This window comes from Micromonospora sp. NPDC007271, from assembly GCF_040634005.1.
Lineage (GTDB): Bacteria > Actinomycetota > Actinomycetes > Mycobacteriales > Micromonosporaceae > Micromonospora.
Genome location: NZ_JBEYER010000137.1, coordinates 1 through 15006, shown reverse-complemented (window position 1 = coordinate 15006; position 15006 = coordinate 1). Strand labels below are relative to the sequence as shown.

10 protein-coding genes are annotated in these 15006 nt (G+C 70.1%); 6 read left to right on the top strand and 4 right to left on the bottom strand.

All coding sequences use genetic code 11. From position 1 onward, the window contains the following. Nucleotides 1–365 precede the first annotated feature (365 nt). Complete coding sequence (locus tag ABZ570_RS31160) at nucleotides 366–1673, top strand: hypothetical protein (protein ID WP_358071293.1); 1308 nt, start codon at nucleotides 366–368, stop codon at nucleotides 1671–1673. A gap of 522 nt (nucleotides 1674–2195) precedes the next feature. Here the strand turns inward: ABZ570_RS31160 and ABZ570_RS31155 are convergent. The 4 genes from ABZ570_RS31155 to ABZ570_RS31140 are packed head-to-tail and all read right to left on the bottom strand — an operon-like array spanning nucleotide 2196 to nucleotide 5690. After that, complete coding sequence (locus ABZ570_RS31155) at nucleotides 2196–2840, bottom strand: response regulator transcription factor (protein WP_358071291.1); 645 nt, start codon at nucleotides 2838–2840, stop codon at nucleotides 2196–2198. 14 nt (nucleotides 2841–2854) lie between these two features. Then, the gene (locus tag ABZ570_RS31150) at nucleotides 2855–4180 is read right to left on the bottom strand and encodes a sensor domain-containing protein (RefSeq protein WP_358071289.1); all 1326 of its coding nucleotides are present in this window, start codon (nucleotides 4178–4180) and stop codon (nucleotides 2855–2857) included. 17 nt (nucleotides 4181–4197) lie between these two features. Next, nucleotides 4198–4968: an ABC transporter permease gene (locus ABZ570_RS31145; RefSeq protein ID WP_358071287.1), complete on the bottom strand. Its 771-nt coding sequence runs from the start codon at nucleotides 4966–4968 to the stop codon at nucleotides 4198–4200. Then, complete coding sequence (locus ABZ570_RS31140) at nucleotides 4965–5690, bottom strand: ATP-binding cassette domain-containing protein (protein WP_358071285.1); 726 nt, start codon at nucleotides 5688–5690, stop codon at nucleotides 4965–4967. The genes ABZ570_RS31145 and ABZ570_RS31140 overlap by 4 nt, the downstream gene beginning before the upstream one ends. A 278-nt stretch (nucleotides 5691–5968) precedes the next feature. Between ABZ570_RS31140 and ABZ570_RS31135 the strand changes: the two genes are divergently transcribed. The 5 genes from ABZ570_RS31135 to ABZ570_RS31115 all read left to right on the top strand — a co-directional run bounded on the left by ABZ570_RS31135 (nucleotide 5969) and on the right by ABZ570_RS31115 (nucleotide 14792). After that, nucleotides 5969–6970: an ABC transporter ATP-binding protein gene (locus ABZ570_RS31135; RefSeq protein WP_358071283.1), complete on the top strand. Its 1002-nt coding sequence runs from the start codon at nucleotides 5969–5971 to the stop codon at nucleotides 6968–6970. Continuing rightward, a complete protein-coding gene (locus tag ABZ570_RS31130; RefSeq protein WP_358071281.1) occupies nucleotides 6967–8322 on the top strand; it encodes an ABC transporter permease in 1356 nt (451 codons plus the stop codon). The genes ABZ570_RS31135 and ABZ570_RS31130 overlap by 4 nt, the downstream gene beginning before the upstream one ends. Before the next feature lie 143 nt (nucleotides 8323–8465). After that, nucleotides 8466–11129 (top strand): alkaline phosphatase family protein, encoded by a 2664-nt coding sequence (locus ABZ570_RS31125; RefSeq protein WP_358071279.1) that lies wholly within the window; start codon nucleotides 8466–8468, stop codon nucleotides 11127–11129. Nucleotides 11130–11151: 22 nt separating this feature from the next. Next, entirely contained in the window at nucleotides 11152–11721 is a 570-nt protein-coding gene (locus ABZ570_RS31120) for a PGPGW domain-containing protein (RefSeq protein WP_358071277.1), read from the top strand. Nucleotides 11722–13412: 1691 nt separating this feature from the next. Further along, the gene (locus ABZ570_RS31115; RefSeq protein WP_358071275.1) at nucleotides 13413–14792 is read left to right on the top strand and encodes an IS1380 family transposase; all 1380 of its coding nucleotides are present in this window, start codon (nucleotides 13413–13415) and stop codon (nucleotides 14790–14792) included. The last annotated feature ends 214 nt before the right edge of the window (nucleotides 14793–15006 follow it).

Sequence of the window (15006 nt, the reverse complement as noted above, 5' to 3'; positions counted from 1 at the left end):
GGGTCGGCCGCGGCGGCTTCGTACCGGTGGGATCTTGTCGATCAGCGGGAGCAGTAAGGGCGGGGGCCTACTCAAGAGAGGGAACCAGGGCGTTCACGAGGTCGGCAGGAAACGGGTGCGGCGTCGGTGCTGGGCTCCTTCGGCCGTCGACCGGGATCCAGGCATCCCCAACAGCGCCGACTTCAACGGAGTCCGCCCTCACCGCCGTCTTCCATGGGATCAACAACTCGCCGCTGGGTGATGGGGGGTTATCCCCCGGCACGAAATTGGGTGATAGCTCCCTTCTACCGGACCACGTGGCGCTCATAGCGTGAGGCCGATGAAAGGCAGCCGCAGGCGAGCCCTGGTTTCCCTAGGAGTCACTCATGGTGTGGAGAGTCCGCAAAGCCCTGTTCGCTTCGTTGATTGTCGGCTGTCTCACGGTCGCGTCCGCAGCGCCATCTTCCGCCTCGCGAAACGTTGCACCGCAGGCCCAGCCGGGGGCTGACGGGCTGACTCGGCTGACACTGCCGGTGCCGACCGGTCCGTATCCGGTGGGTACGGTCGACCTGCACCTGATCGACCGCTCCCGCGCCAATCCCTGGACGGCTACCCCGGCCTACCGCGAGCTGATGGTCAGCCTCTGGTACCCAGCCGGAGACGTGGGCCGCTTCCCGCGGGCGCCCCACATGTTGCCCGGCGCGGCGGCCCACTTCGGCAGCGCCGCCGGCTCTGGTTCCAGCCTGTACGGCATACCAGCGGAGTCGGTGGACTTTGCCGCGACCCGGAGCAGCGGCCACCAGGGCGCGCCGGTGGCGCGGCACAAGCGCCCGTATCCGGTGGTGTTGTACTCGTCCGGTGCCGGCGACCCACGGACCTGGGGAACCACAGTGGTACAGGACCTGGCCAGTCGTGGGTACGTGGTGGTAACCATCGATCACACCTATGACTCGTCCGAGGTGGAGTTCCCAGACGGCCGCATCGTTGGCGGCCTGTTGGCGCAGCTGTTTCAGCAAGCTCAGCAGCCCGACGACTTCCAGACGCTGGCGGCCAGAATATTCGACGCGCGGGTCGCGGACACCCGCTTCGTGCTTGATCAGCTCGCGGCTCTCGACCGGGGCACGAACCCGGACGCGGCGGGCAGGCCGCTTCCCGGGGGCGTCGCCGGTGCCCTGGATCTTCGCCGGACGGGCATGTTCGGCGTCTCCGCGGGCGGGCTGACTGCCTTCCGGGCCATGGACGAGGACGCACGCATCAAGGCCGCGATCGATATCGGCGGCAGCATCGAGTCGCCGATCATCCCGAACCCCATCCAGCTGTGGCCAGTAGCGCAGCACGGCCTGGACCAGCCGTTCATGTTCATGGGAGACCCCGGCACCGACCACCACCAGATGCCGTCCTGGAAGATGTTGTGGGACAACAGCAGCGGCTGGCACGTCGACCTGCATCTCAACGGCGCGAAGGGCGAGGACTCCTACAAGGACGCCGTACCGTTGATCCCACAGATCGCCCGGCAGCTCGGCCTCCCCGACAGCTTCGTCACCCAAGCCATCGGTAGTGTCGATCCGACGACGGCCGTCCACACTGAAGAGACCTTCGTCGCCGCCTTCTTCGACAGGTGGCTGCGGGGCCGGGACGGTCACGTGCTGGACGGACCGTCCCCACGCTTCGCCGACGTCACCTTCGTTCCCTAACGCACGAGCGGAGTCCGCCGGCTAGCAGCCATTACCGGGTGGCTGCTAGCCGGCCGAGTACTCCATGACATCAACCGATGTGCTCCTAGCCATCCCCCGCCGGTGGATCTCGGCCAGGTACTGGACGGTTTCGTCGCCGGACCGGCCACTCGATGAGCTGAATGACCGGCATACAGTTCCGACCGAGTCTGATCGATGAGTACGTCGCGACCACGGCGCGGTGTTCGGCGGCCGGGCCGGCTGGGGCGTCATCTCGCGCGCCCACCCCTACGGCGTCGCCTGGCAGGGATCGCTCTTCGTCCTCTCCCACCACCCCGTAGGACGCCACACCCGCCAGTGGAGTCATCGTTCTGCTACGACCAGCCGTACCCCGATCCGACACCGCCTCCCATATTTCCGTCCAGGATTTCCTCGTATGTCTGCTTTACCAACGCGATCCGCGCCGCGTCCAAGCCGTCGCCGTCCACTTGACCGGCCTGCAGATCGCCCCATCGTCAGGCAAGGAAACGGCACCGCGTGACGTCAGCCGCTGACGTGGCGCAGGACGGCCAGGACCCGGCGGTTGTCGCCGTCCGAGGACGGCAGACCGAGTTTCGCGAAGATGTTCGCCACGTGCTTCTCCACCACTCCGGGGGTGATGACGAGCGCCGCCGCGATCCCGGCGTTGGACCGGCCCTCGGCCATCAGCGAGAGCACCTCACGCTCCCGCGGGGTCAATGACGTCAGCCCGGCCCTGTCCCGCCCGGCCCGCATCAGGTGGCCGACCACCTCCGGATCCAGCGCGGTGCCGCCGGACGCCACCCGGGTCAGCGCGTCCACGAAGTCGGCGACGTCGGCGACGCGGTCCTTGAGCAGATACCCGACCCCGGTGGGCCGGTCGGCAAGCAGGCGGGTCGCGTAGCGGGTCTCCACGTACTGCGAGAACACCAGCACACCGACGCCGGGATGGTCGCGTCGGATGTCGATCGCGGCGCGCAGCCCCTCGTCGGTGTGTGTCGGCGGCATCCGGATGTCGACGACGGCCACGTCCGGCACGAAGGCGGCGACCGCGGACCGCAACGTGTCCGCGTCGGCCACCGCAGCGCACACCTGGAAACCGCGGTCGGTGAGCAGCCGGGCCAACCCTTCGCGCATCATCGCGGCATCCTCCGCGATCACCACCCGCATGCCGTCGCCTCCGTTCACACGTGTGTGGGCAGCTCGATCTCGACCCGGGTCGGACCGCCGGCCGGGCTGTGCACGCGCATCAGGCCGTCCACGACGGCGATGCGGCGGGCCAGGCCGGTCAGGCCGGGGCCGTCCGGGTTCGCCCCGCCGGCGCCGTCGTCGGTGACGGTCAGCGTCAGGCGCTCGCCGGATCGCATGACGCCGAGCCCGACGCGGGTCGCGCGGCTGTGCTTGGCCGCGTTCGCGAGCAACTCGGCGGCGCAGAAATAGGCGATGGTCTCGATCGCGGGCGCTGGACGGTCGGGCAGCTCGACGGTCACGGCGACCGGGACGGCGCTGCTCGTGGCGAGCGTTGCCAACGCGTCGCCGAGACCGTTGTCGAGCACCGGCGGGTGGATCCCGCGCACCAGGTCGCGCAGGTCGGCGAGGGCGTCCTTCGCACCGCGGTGGGCGAGCGTGACTAGTTCGCGGGCCTGCGCAAGGTCGGGCGGCGCGCCGTCGGTGCCGAGCTTCTCGGTCGCCATGCCAAGGTTCATCGCCAGCGTGGCCAGCCGGATCTGCGCGCCGTCATGCAGGTCCCGTTCCAGCCGGCGCATCATCGTGGCCGCGTCGTCGATCGCGCGGGCCCGGCTGACCTGAAGTTCGCGTACCCGCTCGGCGAGCCGGCGCGGGCCGAGCAGCCGCCGCATCGCGGCAACGTCCGCCGCCGTGCCGGCACGCATCAACCACGGCGCGGCCAGCAGCATGGCGAGACCGGCCGCGGCGATGAGGAACGTGCCAGCGAACGTCCGCGCACCGAGGGGGCCGAACGGTGTCAGCGCCCACACCGGCCCCAGCTGAGTGCCGGGCGGATGGTTGCGGAACAGCGGCCACCACAGCGGGTAGCTGAGATTGACCGGACCGAACACGTAACAGAACACGCCGTAGCCCTGGGGGATAGCCAGTGGCACCTTGAGCAGGCCGTACCCGACGGCCCGCCAGCCCGGCCCGTCAGCGACCAGCGCGCCGACCTGCTTCGAGGACCGGGGCGGCGGGGCGTCCACGTGCACGTCGAGCAACCGGTCCGCGAGCCGGCGGTGCACGGTCCCCATCGCGCGCCCGGTCGGGGCGGCCAGCACGACCAGGAGCGCGACGGTGAGCGGGAACAGCACCAGGAACAGCGGCGCGACGGCCGGGACGGGCTCACGGGACATGGCACCGGTCGCCCAGAGGATGAGGACGCCCAGGGCCGGCACGAGCGCCGGTACGGCCAGGACCGCGGCTGCGCTGACCACACCGACCACGCAGAACACGGCCTGGCGCAGAGCCAGCGTGGTGAACGGAGCGCGCAGCGCGGTCATCGGCCCATTGTCGCCGGTCACGCGTCGCGGAAGCGGAGCAGAACGCCACCACACAGGATCGCCACCGCCGCGTACCCGCACATCAGCAGCACGCTGACCCACCCGGCGAACAGCCCGGGTATCGGCGAGGTCACCGCGACCGAGTTGAGCAGCATCAGCAACGGCACGAAGCGTCCGACGGCGATGCCGCTCTCACCGAAGAGGCCGACCACGATCATCGGGACGAACATCAGGCCGAACAGCGTGCCGATCGCGGCACCCGAGTGCCGCACCACCGCCCCGATGCCGACCCCGATCAGCGCGGTGGCGCCCAGATAGCCGCCGGTCAGCAGGACCGCGCGCAAGATCGCCGGGTCCCCGAGGGAAGCGGCCGGGATGGCGGTGCCGCGGATCGCGAGCTGCCCGCCCAGATAGCCGGCGAAGCTCGCGAGCAGGCCGATGGCGAGAGCCGCGCCACCGCATACCGCGGCCTTCGCCGCCAGAACGGTCCGACGCCGCGGTACGGCGGCGAACGTCGAGCGGATCATGCCGCTGCCGTACTCGCCGGTCACCATCAGGACGCCGAGCGCGCCGAGCAGGAGTTGGGCCAGGATGGCCCCGCCGAGGCTGTTGTTCAGGATCTGGGCGGCGGTAGCGACCGGGGTGTGTGATCGGTAACCGAGTCCCACCCCGGCCCCGGCCGCAGCCATCGAGACCACCGTCGCGGTCATCAGCCACCACGTCGACCGGACGCTGCACAGCTTGATCCACTCCATCCGGGCCACGTGCCGGAATCCGTAGCCGTTCATGACACTTCCGTTCCGCGGTAGTCGGTGGCCTGCGAGGTGAGCCGGAAGAACGCGTCCTCCAGCTTGTCGTGGCCGGCCGCGAGCTCGGCGACGGTGGTCTCGGCCAGCAGCCGGCCCCGGCCGATGACCACGAGCCGGTCCGCGGTCAGTGCCATCTCGGCGATCAGGTGGCTGGACACGAACACCGTCCGGCCTTCGGCGGCGAGTCCGCGCAGCAGGTCCCGGATCCAGCGGATACCCTCCGGGTCCAGCCCGTTGACCGGCTCGTCGAGCAGGAGGACGTCCGGGTCGCCGAGCAGCGCCACCGCGACGCCGAGCCGCTGGCGCATGCCGAGAGAGTAGGTACCGGCGCGCCGCGTCGCCGCGTCGGACAGACCGACGACGCGTAGCACCTGCTCGACCCGGGAACGGGGAATGTCGTTGCTCGCGGCCAGCGCGGCCAGGTGCGCACGGGCGCTGCGGCCGGGATGGAACGCCCCGGCGTCGAGCAGCGCGCCGACGGTCTTCAACGGCCAGTCCAGGTCCGCGTACCGGACGCCGCCGACCAGGGCCTGGCCGTGGTCCGGGGCATCCAGACCCAGGATCATCCGCATCGTCGTCGACTTGCCGGACCCGTTCGGGCCGAGGAAACCGGTCACCACACCCGGCTGGACCCGGACGCTCAGCCCGTCCACGGCGACCCGGCCCCCGTAGCGTTTGGTCAACTCGCGTAGTTCAATCACAGGATCGACGCTAGGCAACGCCGCCGACGGTCAGAAGCCGGAAACCACCCGACTCCGCCCGGTGGTTTCCCCCCATCGGACCGACGCGGGGAGGGGGCGCTCCGGTCGGCGGCCGCGCAGCAGGGCGGTCAGCTCGGCTAGGCGCTTGGTTGGACGTTTGCAATACGTTCAGCAAATCGATCGGGTCAGGTCGTCTGCACTCCTTAGGTTCGCCGTCGAAGGAAGTTGGAGTTGGCAACTGTTTGTGCCTGCTCGCGGCCGGATGGGACGAGACCCCGATGCAACCAGCTGCTGCCGTTCGTGCGCGCGGCATCACCAAGACCTTCGGCGACGTCATCGCCCTCGACGGGGTCGATCTCGACCTCCCCGAGGGGCAGATCCACGGGCTCGTCGGGCCCAACGGCGCCGGCAAGACCACTCTCCTGGGCATGCTGCTGGGCCTGGCGGTGGCCGACGGCGGCTCACTGGAGATCCTCGGCTCACCGGTCGGGCGCATCCTGTCGGTGCCCGGCGGCGTCACGGGCTTCGTGGACGGCCCCGGTCTGTATCCCGAGCTGACGGCGCGCCAGAACCTTGCGGCCCTGGTCTCCCTGCGGAGCGGCGCCGGCCGCTCCGCCGACGTCGACGAGATGCTCGACCGGGTCGGGCTCACCGAGGTGGCGGGTGACAGCGTCCGCGGCTTCTCGCTCGGCATGCGGCAGCGCCTCGGGCTGGCCGCCGCCCTGCTCGGCGAGCCGCGTCTGCTGGTCCTCGACGAGCCGGCCAACGGCCTCGACCCCGCCGGCAAGCGACAGGTCCACCAGGTCCTCACCGACCTCGCCGAGGCCGGCGGCACCGTGGTCCTCTCCAGCCACCGCATGGACGACCTCGCGGCGCTCTGTGACGACGTCACCCTGCTGTCCACCGGCCGGGTCGTCTTCTCGGGCCCGGTGCACAAGCTGGCCAGGGAGAGCGGCGAGCTCGACTACCGGCTCGTCACGACCGACGCCGACGGCGCACGCCGGCTCGCCGACGACATCCCGGGCCTGAGCCAGGTCGCGGGCCGGAAGTCGCAGTCGCAGTACGACGACCAGTCGGTCGTCGTGCGGGGCCCGGAGCCGGCCCTCGACGACCTGGTCGCCCGGCTCGTCGGCGCAGGCATCGCGATCCGCGAGCTCGGCCCCGTCGTGCCCCCTCTGGAGGCCGCTTTCCTGGCGCTCACCGGCGCCGACACCGACCCCGGCCCAGACGCCGACATCAGCCCGGCCTCCACCCCCGGCCTCCAGGAGACCTCCCGATGACCGCGGCCATCGTCGATGCCCCCGTCCGCACGCAGCCACAGCCCGTGGCGTTGAGCCGCTGCTACACGTTCGAGCTGGTCAAGCTGGTCTCGCAGTGGCGGGTCCGGCTGGTCTTCCTGGCGTGCCTGCTCGCCCCGGCCATCTACACGGCGGTGATCAGCCAGCAGACCTCCCTTCCCGCCGACGCGGTCTACGGCCGCTGGATGAACCAGTCCGGCTGGGCGGGCTCCCTGGTCATCCTCGACGTCATGGGCACGTTGGTGCTGCCCCTGCTCACCTGTCTCGTGGCCGGTGACGTCTTCGCCGTCGAGGACCGGCTCGGCACGTGGCGGCACCTGATGGTCGCGGTGCGCTCGCCGCGCCGGATCTTCGTGTCCAAGGCGATGGCCGCGCTCACCGTCACCCTGGCGCTTCTCGCCGCACTCCTCGTGTCGTCGCTGGCCGGCGGCCTGCTGGCGCTCGGCTCCCAGCCGATGCCGGGACTGGACGGGCACATAATGGACTCCGGTGAGCTCATCCGGACGGTCCTCCTCGGCTGGCTGACCATCGTCCCGCCCACGCTCGCCTTCTCCGCGGTCGGCCTGTTCGGGTCGGTCGCGCTGGGGCGCTCCCCGCTGGGCCTACTGATGCCGGTGGTCATCGCGCTCATCCTCGAAGGTGTCCAGCTGATGCCGGTCCCGGTGGCGCTCCGGGTGGCGACGCCGATGAACGCCTTCATTACCCACCGCGGCTTCTTCACGGCCCCAGGTCAGCTCGGGTCGCTGTGGATCGGGCTCGCCGTCAGTCTGGCCTGGACGGCCCTGGCCACGTACCTCGCCTACCGGCTCTTCGTGCGTCGCGACTTCACCGACCTGGCCTACGACGGCATGGGCCGCCGCTTCCTGGTCGCGGGTCTGGCCCCGCTGGCGGGCCTGGTCGCGGTCACGACCGTGGTCGTCGCCGTGACCACGGGTGCCAACGGCACGGGCATCGAGCGGCCCAAGCTCGAGGCCTCGCTGGCGACGTCGTTCTCGCACCTGTACGTCCTGCAGACCGAGCAGCTCAACCGGCGGGCGGTCACCGAGGAGCAGCTCCACGCCACGGCCAAGTGCGACAAGGCCGGGGAGCGCGTCGAGGACCACGGTCCGGGCGCCGACTGGCGTTGCGTCGTGACGTGGACCCTCCCTGGTGCGACCGCGACCGGCAACGCGATCTATCAGCTCGATGTGACCGCGGACGGACGGTACGTCGCCGACGGCGACGGGCCGAAGGAGGTCAACGGGTTCTTCCAGGTCGCCACCCCCCTGGGCGACCGACCGAACCCGCTGTGGCAGTTCGACGGAGTCGTCGACCTGCTGGCAACAACAAAGTGAAGGGAAACCAGATGAATGTAAGGCGCAACCGCGTCGTGAAGCGGCCTCGTCGTCGCCTCCTGCGCTCGTTGCCCACCGGCCTCGTGGCCGGCGGCGTGGCCCTCGCGGTCACGGTCACGGGTGGTGTTGCCTACGGTTCCACCATGGGTTTCGGTGAGAATCTGGTCGGCGAGGAGTACACCGACGGTCTGCAGATCTCCTCCAACCAGATCATCAAGCCGCTCGGCGAGCGGCTCGTGACCAACTACGGCAAGTTCATGGGCTCCACGATCAGCCCCGACGGCCGTTTCCTGGCCGCGACCGCCAACGACCGGTCGATCTCGCTGCAGATCTTCGACCTGGAGACCTACCAGCTGATCTTCCGCGCGGGCACCGCCTCAGGTGCCAACCTGCGTCCGTCCGACAACACCGTCGGCCAGGAGAGCCCCCTCTACTCCCCCGACGGCAAGTTCCTCTTCATGCCGAACGCGACCGGCATCACCCGGTTCCCGGTCAACGCCGACGGCACCCTGGCGGCCGGCACCAAGATCGCCATCCCCAACCTGACCGGCCCCACCCGTCAGGCGCTCACCGCCGGCATGACGTTCTCGCCCGACGGCAGCACGCTGTACGCCGCCGTCAACGGCCAGAACACCGTCGTCGCGATCGACCCGGTTGCCGGCACCATCAAGGCGACGTACCCCGTCGGCATCGCGCCGCGTCAGCTGAAGTTCGTCGGCACCAAGCTCTACGTCAGCGACGAGGGTGGCCGCCTGGCTCAGCCGGGTGAGGACACCATCAAGTCCTACGGCACCAATGTCCCGGCGGACCCGGTGCTCGGCACCTCGACCACCGGTGTCCTCAGCGTCATCGACACGGCCAACGTGGCGGCGCCCATCGGCCAGATCGAGGTCGGTCTCCACCCGACCGACATGCACCTCGAGGGCAGCGCGCTCTACGTGGCCAACACCAACGACGACACCATCTCGGTGGTCGACACCAGCGTGGACAAGGTCGTCCAGACGATCGAGACCAAGCCCTGGCAGAGCTCGACGGTCGGCTACGAGCCCGACGCGATCGCCGTGCACAACGGCCGTCTGCTGGTCAGCCTCGGCCGCGTCAACGCGATCGCCGTCTACAAGCTCGGCGAGAGCGCGCTCGACCCGGTCAGCTACGTCGGCCTCGTCCCGACCGACTACTACCCCGAGGACGTCTTCTCGGTCGGCGACCAGATCGTCGTGGCCAACCGTCGCGGCATCGACGCCCGGGGCCCGGCCATCACCTACAACCAGGGCTTCGGCACCACGCCGGCGACCGGCCACGGCACCCACGCCACGACCGCCTCGCTGACCCGCTTCACCCTCCCCTCCGACAGCGAGATCAGGGGTACCTACACCCGGCAGGTCTTCGCCCAGAACGGCTGGGGCGGCGCGGACAGCGACGTCAAGCGAGCCGTCCCGGGCAGCAAGGTAGCGCCCCTCCCCGTGCCCCGGCGCATCGGTGACCCCTCGCCGATCAAGCACGTCTTCATGCTGGTCAAGGAGAACCGCACCTACGACCAGGTCCACGGCGACATGCCCGAGGGCAACGGCGACGCCTCGCTGGCCCAGTTCGGCGAGCAGGTCACGCCCAACATCCACGCGCTCTCGCGCCAGTTCGGTCTCTACGACAACACCTACGACGTCGGCACGAACTCCGCCGAGGGTCACAACTGGCTGATGCAGGGTGACAACCCGGAGTACACCGAGTCCAGCGCGGGTGAGTACGTCCGCAGCTACGACACCCAGGAGGACGTGCTGGGCCACCAGCGCTCGGGCTTCCTGTGGACCGCCGTCATGGCCGCCGGCCACTCCGCCAAGAACTTCGGCGAGTTCGTCTACTCATCCAGCGGCAAGCCGGCCGGCTCGACCTGGCAGCAGTACTACTGCGCCTACCAGTCCGTCGAGGCCGGCGGCGACCCGGCGCAGCTGACCAGCCCCGCACTCAAGGGCGACTACGGCTCCCCGATCCCGTCGCTCAACGACATCACCGTCCCGGAGGCACCGCCGTTCGACATGCAGATCCCGGACCTGTACCGGTACCAGATCTGGAAGCAGGACTTCGAGAAGAACGGTCCGGCCGACTTCAACATGGTGTGGCTCTCCGACGACCACACCGGTGGTCCGGTCTCGCAGCGGTCGAACGTCGCCGGTGGCGACCTGGCCCTGGGCAAGATCGTCGAGACGATCTCGCACAGCCCGTACTGGAAGGACTCCGCGATCTTCGTGGTCGAGGACGACAGCCAGGCCGGCCCTGACCACGTCGACGGCCACCGGGCCCCGATCCAGGTCATCAGCCCGTACGCCGTCCACGGCAAGACGGTCTCGACCTACTACTCCCAGATCAACATGGTCCGCACCATCGAGCAGATCCTGGGTGCGGAGCCGCTCAACCAGAAGGTCGCCGCGGCCACCCCGATGTACGGCGCCTTCACGCCCAAGGCCGACCTCACGCCGTACACTGCGAAGGCGAACAACATCTCGCTGACCGAGAACATCAAGACCGCGCCCGCGTGCGGCCTCGACACGCCGACCGGCGCCAACGCGGCCGCCCTCCAGGGCCCGGTGCCGGCGAGCTTCGTCTCCTACTCGGAGGTGTGGGACAAGTGGGCCTCGAAGCAGCGCCTCACCGGCAAGTGGGCGCAGGCCGACTACGCGAACCCGGAGCTGATGAACCGGTACACGTGGTACGGCGCCCACAACTGGGACCTGCCCTACCCGGGTGACGCGAAGATCTACCTGCCGAAGGACGTGCCGGGCGCAGCCCTGCCCGGCACCGACGTCGACTGATGTCGCGTCACTGACGGATCCCATGACGGAGATTCAGGCGGCTCACCGGGAGATCCCCGGTGGGCCGCCGTTCCGCACGCCGGCGCCGCCCCCCGGCCGGCCGGTCGAGCTCGCGCTGGTGCCGGACCCACGGTGCTCCGCCCGCCCGGGTCGCCCGTTCAGCCAGCGCACCGTGTTCACCGCGCTGGGTTGGGTGCAGCTGGTCGCCGGCGCGCTGTTGTTCCCCCTCCCCGGGCCGGGCCTGCTCCTGCTCGCGCTGGGGATGGCGACGCTGGCCAAGCACCGCCCCTGGGCGGCCGAGCGCGTGCACAGCTTCAAGCGCCGTGCGCTGGTGAAGGTGGCCCATGGCGTGCGGACGCTGGCCAGAGCGGTCTGCTTGTTCGTGATCACCCTGGCAAACACGCTGGCGGGCTTGCCGTGGGTGTGGTCGCCGAAGCAGCCGCGATGGTGGGCGCTGCCCTCGTGGACCTGGCTGCCCGGGGCTTCTGGGCCGGGGTCAGCCACATTGGTCTCCGGGGTGGTGCCCCTGGCGCTCGTGGTCTACGGCTGGCGATGCTTCCACGGTCACCCCGACCGGGTCGCCGCCCTATAGAGCGCGAAGGGCATGTGTCCCAAGGTGGGCTGGTTTCCCAATCGCCAGCGACCATGATCGCTGCTTTGTCGTCTCCAGCCGAGAGTCTCGCTCTCGGAAGGTGACGCACCAATGCCTGTCTTAAGGCCGCCCGGCGGCGCGCCACCCCTACGAACTCAAGTGGCTGACCACGCATACGCTAAGGCATCCTAGGAGGGTGCGACTCCGGGGCGGCGCCGATCGCCCGGCACAGAACCGCGGCCTGGCTTGCGGCATCGGGCGGCGCGATGCGGAGCCGCTCCCCATCGCGCCGCCCGAGGCTACGCGCCCTGGCCGTCCTGCAACGAGGGGCGGGCATACTGCTGGCATGCGTGACGGCCTGCATGGACCGAACGTCATCACCGCCGGGGAGTCTGTCCTGCTTCTCGTGGCGGTCAGCGGCGGTGAGGCCGTGCACCTCGCCCGCCGGCACGAACCGACGGGGCCGGGCCGCGGTGCCGTACCTGAGCACTACCTTACGGGCGGAGGCAGCGAGCGGGAGGCAGTCCAGCGGCGGTATGACGTCGAGGCGCTGCGGGAGCCGATCTGGGAGCACACGACGATGTGCGGCCGGGTGTGGGCTTTGATGGTCGGCGGTGACGGCGGGACGCTGAGCAGGTATCGGGAGGCGGCGTTCGCGCCGACGTGCCGACGGTGTCTGACGCTGCTCACCTGGGCCGCCGCGATCGCCGCCCGCGCTGCCAGAGTTCGACGCCCTCATCGCCCCGTACGCCCGTACCGCCGGCCCCACCAACGAGGACGCGTTGGAGTGCCTCCGGCAGGCAGCCCAAAACTCGGTCAAGCCACCACAGCCCTGCGTCAGTTCCGGCAGGTGCCGACCCGCGTACGCGCATCCAGCGACGCTTCCCCGCCATCCTCGACCTACGCCCGCAACATCGGCACGCTGCTGCTCTCCAGAGGTAAGCCACGGAGGCCGCAAACGAGCGGAGCGTGCCCGATAGCGTGCCGGCGGCCTGGGCGGGCCACTCGGACGGCGGCACGCTGGCCAAATGGGTCTACGTCCACATGCCCGACGATCGGCGCGTGGAGTGTGGACGAGGCGTTGAGCAACGTATTAGGAAACCGTTGCTCTATCCCCTGAGCTACGAGGGCGCGAGCGCTCAGTCTAGCGACCTGCACGGTGACCCGGGATGGCAGGGAGTGGCCCGCGTTGACTCGGGTTGATTGACCCATGCGAGGGGGCGATGACCACACGTGGATCACACGGATCGCGCCGGCGACGGGGATCCTGAGCCGCGGTGACCCGGAGTGGCACGGGTTGACCCACGACGGCATCCGTTGGAGAGCACACAACTCGCACATCGTCAAGATCAGCCGTCGCTGCTTGCGCTCTCGGAGAGGGCCAACAACCCGGCACTCGGGGCCCTCAGCGTTGACGGACGAGGAGACGCGTGATCAACCAGAGCATCTGATCCGTAGCCTCGGCGGCCCCGTCCAGAACCGTCCGCATCCGGCTCGGGCACCTGGTTCTACGGCTACCGCCGTCCTCGTCCGTCGCTGGGCGTCCAGGGCCGTTGCTAACCTGGGCGATTCATGATGATCGTCAAGATGCGTCGTTGGCCGGCGTGTAGATAAGCGGAAGTGCCTCTGCTGCAGGGGAAACTTGTGATTGCGACATCTACAGGTTTCTCTGCGAGGGAGGCACTTCCGAGGTGCAGTCTACGGCGTGGTCGAGGGATCTGCGGGTGACCGCGGACGGTGCCGGTGTGGTGTCGCACGCCGGGTCGGTGTTGCTGCCGATGCTGGCCGATCGGGCCGGGCTGACCGGGGCGTTGTCGGCCGCCTTGGCGCGGCGGGGCCGGTGGCCGTTGCACGACCGTGGTCGGGTGCTGGTCGATCTCGCCGTGCTGATCGCCGACGGCGGGCAGGCGATCGCCGATATCGACGTGCTGCGCCACCAGGGCGAGGTGTTCGGGTCGGTGGCCTCGGACACCACGGTGTGGCGGATGCTGGACGAGCTTGGTCCGGTGCAGCTGCGCCGGATCGCCGCCGCCCGGGCAAAGGTCCGGGCTCGGCTCTGGCAGCTGTTCGGCGGCCCACCGGCGGCCAAGGCGGCCGGCCGGGAGATCGGCGCCGGGGTGGTGGTGCTGGACATCGACTCCACCATCGTGATCGCGCACAGCGACAAGGACGGCGCCGCGCCGACGTACAAACACAGCTTCGGCTTCCACCCGATGCTGGTGACCTGCGACAACACCGGTGAAATGCTGACGGTCACGCTGCGGCCGGGCAACGCCGGCGCGAACACCGCCGCCGACCACCTCGACGTGCTCACCGACGCGGTCGCGCAGATCCCCGCCGCGCACCGGCGGCGGCTGCTCATCCGCGCCGACAGCGCTGCCGCCACGCATGCCGTGCTGAACTGGCTGGCAGGGCTGAACAGCCCGCGCCGACGGGTGGAGTACTCGATCGGCTGGTCGATCGGCGAGCCCGAACGCGCCGCGATCGCCGCCCTGCCCGCCACGGCCTGGTCGCCGGCGCTGGACGCCGACGGTGGCGTGCGCGAGGGCGCGCAGGTGGCCGAGCTGACCGGGCTGTTGGCCCTGGCCGGCTGGCCGACCGGGATGCGCGTCATCGTCCGCCGGGAACGCCCGCACCCCGGCGCTCAACTGTCGCTGTTCGAAGAGCGTGACGGCTGGCGCTACACCGCGTTCGTCACCAACACCCCCGCCGGCGCCCTGCAGTGGCTGGAGGCCCGGCACCGCGCTCACGCCCGCGTCGAGGACCGGATCCGCTGCGCGAAGGACACCGGCCTGGGTCGGCTCCCGTCACGCGAGTTCGCCATCAACGCCGCCTGGTGCACCGCGGCCGCTATCGCCGCCGACCTGATCGCCTGGCTGCAGATCCACGCCCTCGACGGCGACCTCGCCCGCGCCGAACCGAAACGGCTGCGCTACCGGATCCTGCACACCAGCGCCCGGCTGATCCGCGGGCAACGACGCCGCTGGCTCCGCATCCCCGCCACCTGGCCCTGGGCCACCCAAATCACCACCGCGTTCACCCGGATCGCGGCCATCCCCGCACCCGGCTGACCCCGCTCAGCCCCTATCCGACCGACCGGAGGACCCAGGAGACCACGCCCACCGCCGCGACAGACGGCCCACCACCATGCCCACCCGACACCACACATCGACCAAAGGCGATCACCGCGGCCGGGCCGACCAGACAGACGTCACGGGCGAATCATCGAGGCTAATGAGAGTTACCGGGTCGGTTGCGGCAGACTCGGCTCCGGTAGCCGCTGGC

What these genes read in the sequence shown, in the direction of transcription:
- ABZ570_RS31160 (WP_358071293.1), top strand. Translation starts at nt 366, where the DNA reads ATGGTGTGGAGAGTCCGCAAAGCCCTGTTCGCTTCGTTGATTGTCGGC.
- ABZ570_RS31155 (WP_358071291.1), bottom strand. Translation starts at nt 2,840, where the DNA reads ATGCGGGTGGTGATCGCGGAGGATGCCGCGATGATGCGCGAAGGGTTG.
- ABZ570_RS31150 (WP_358071289.1), bottom strand. Translation starts at nt 4,180, where the DNA reads ATGACCGCGCTGCGCGCTCCGTTCACCACGCTGGCTCTGCGCCAGGCC.
- ABZ570_RS31145 (WP_358071287.1), bottom strand. Translation starts at nt 4,968, where the DNA reads ATGAACGGCTACGGATTCCGGCACGTGGCCCGGATGGAGTGGATCAAG.
- ABZ570_RS31135 (WP_358071283.1), top strand. Translation starts at nt 5,969, where the DNA reads ATGCAACCAGCTGCTGCCGTTCGTGCGCGCGGCATCACCAAGACCTTC.
- ABZ570_RS31130 (WP_358071281.1), top strand. Translation starts at nt 6,967, where the DNA reads ATGACCGCGGCCATCGTCGATGCCCCCGTCCGCACGCAGCCACAGCCC.
- ABZ570_RS31125 (WP_358071279.1), top strand. Translation starts at nt 8,466, where the DNA reads ATGGGTTTCGGTGAGAATCTGGTCGGCGAGGAGTACACCGACGGTCTG.
- ABZ570_RS31120 (WP_358071277.1), top strand. Translation starts at nt 11,152, where the DNA reads ATGACGGAGATTCAGGCGGCTCACCGGGAGATCCCCGGTGGGCCGCCG.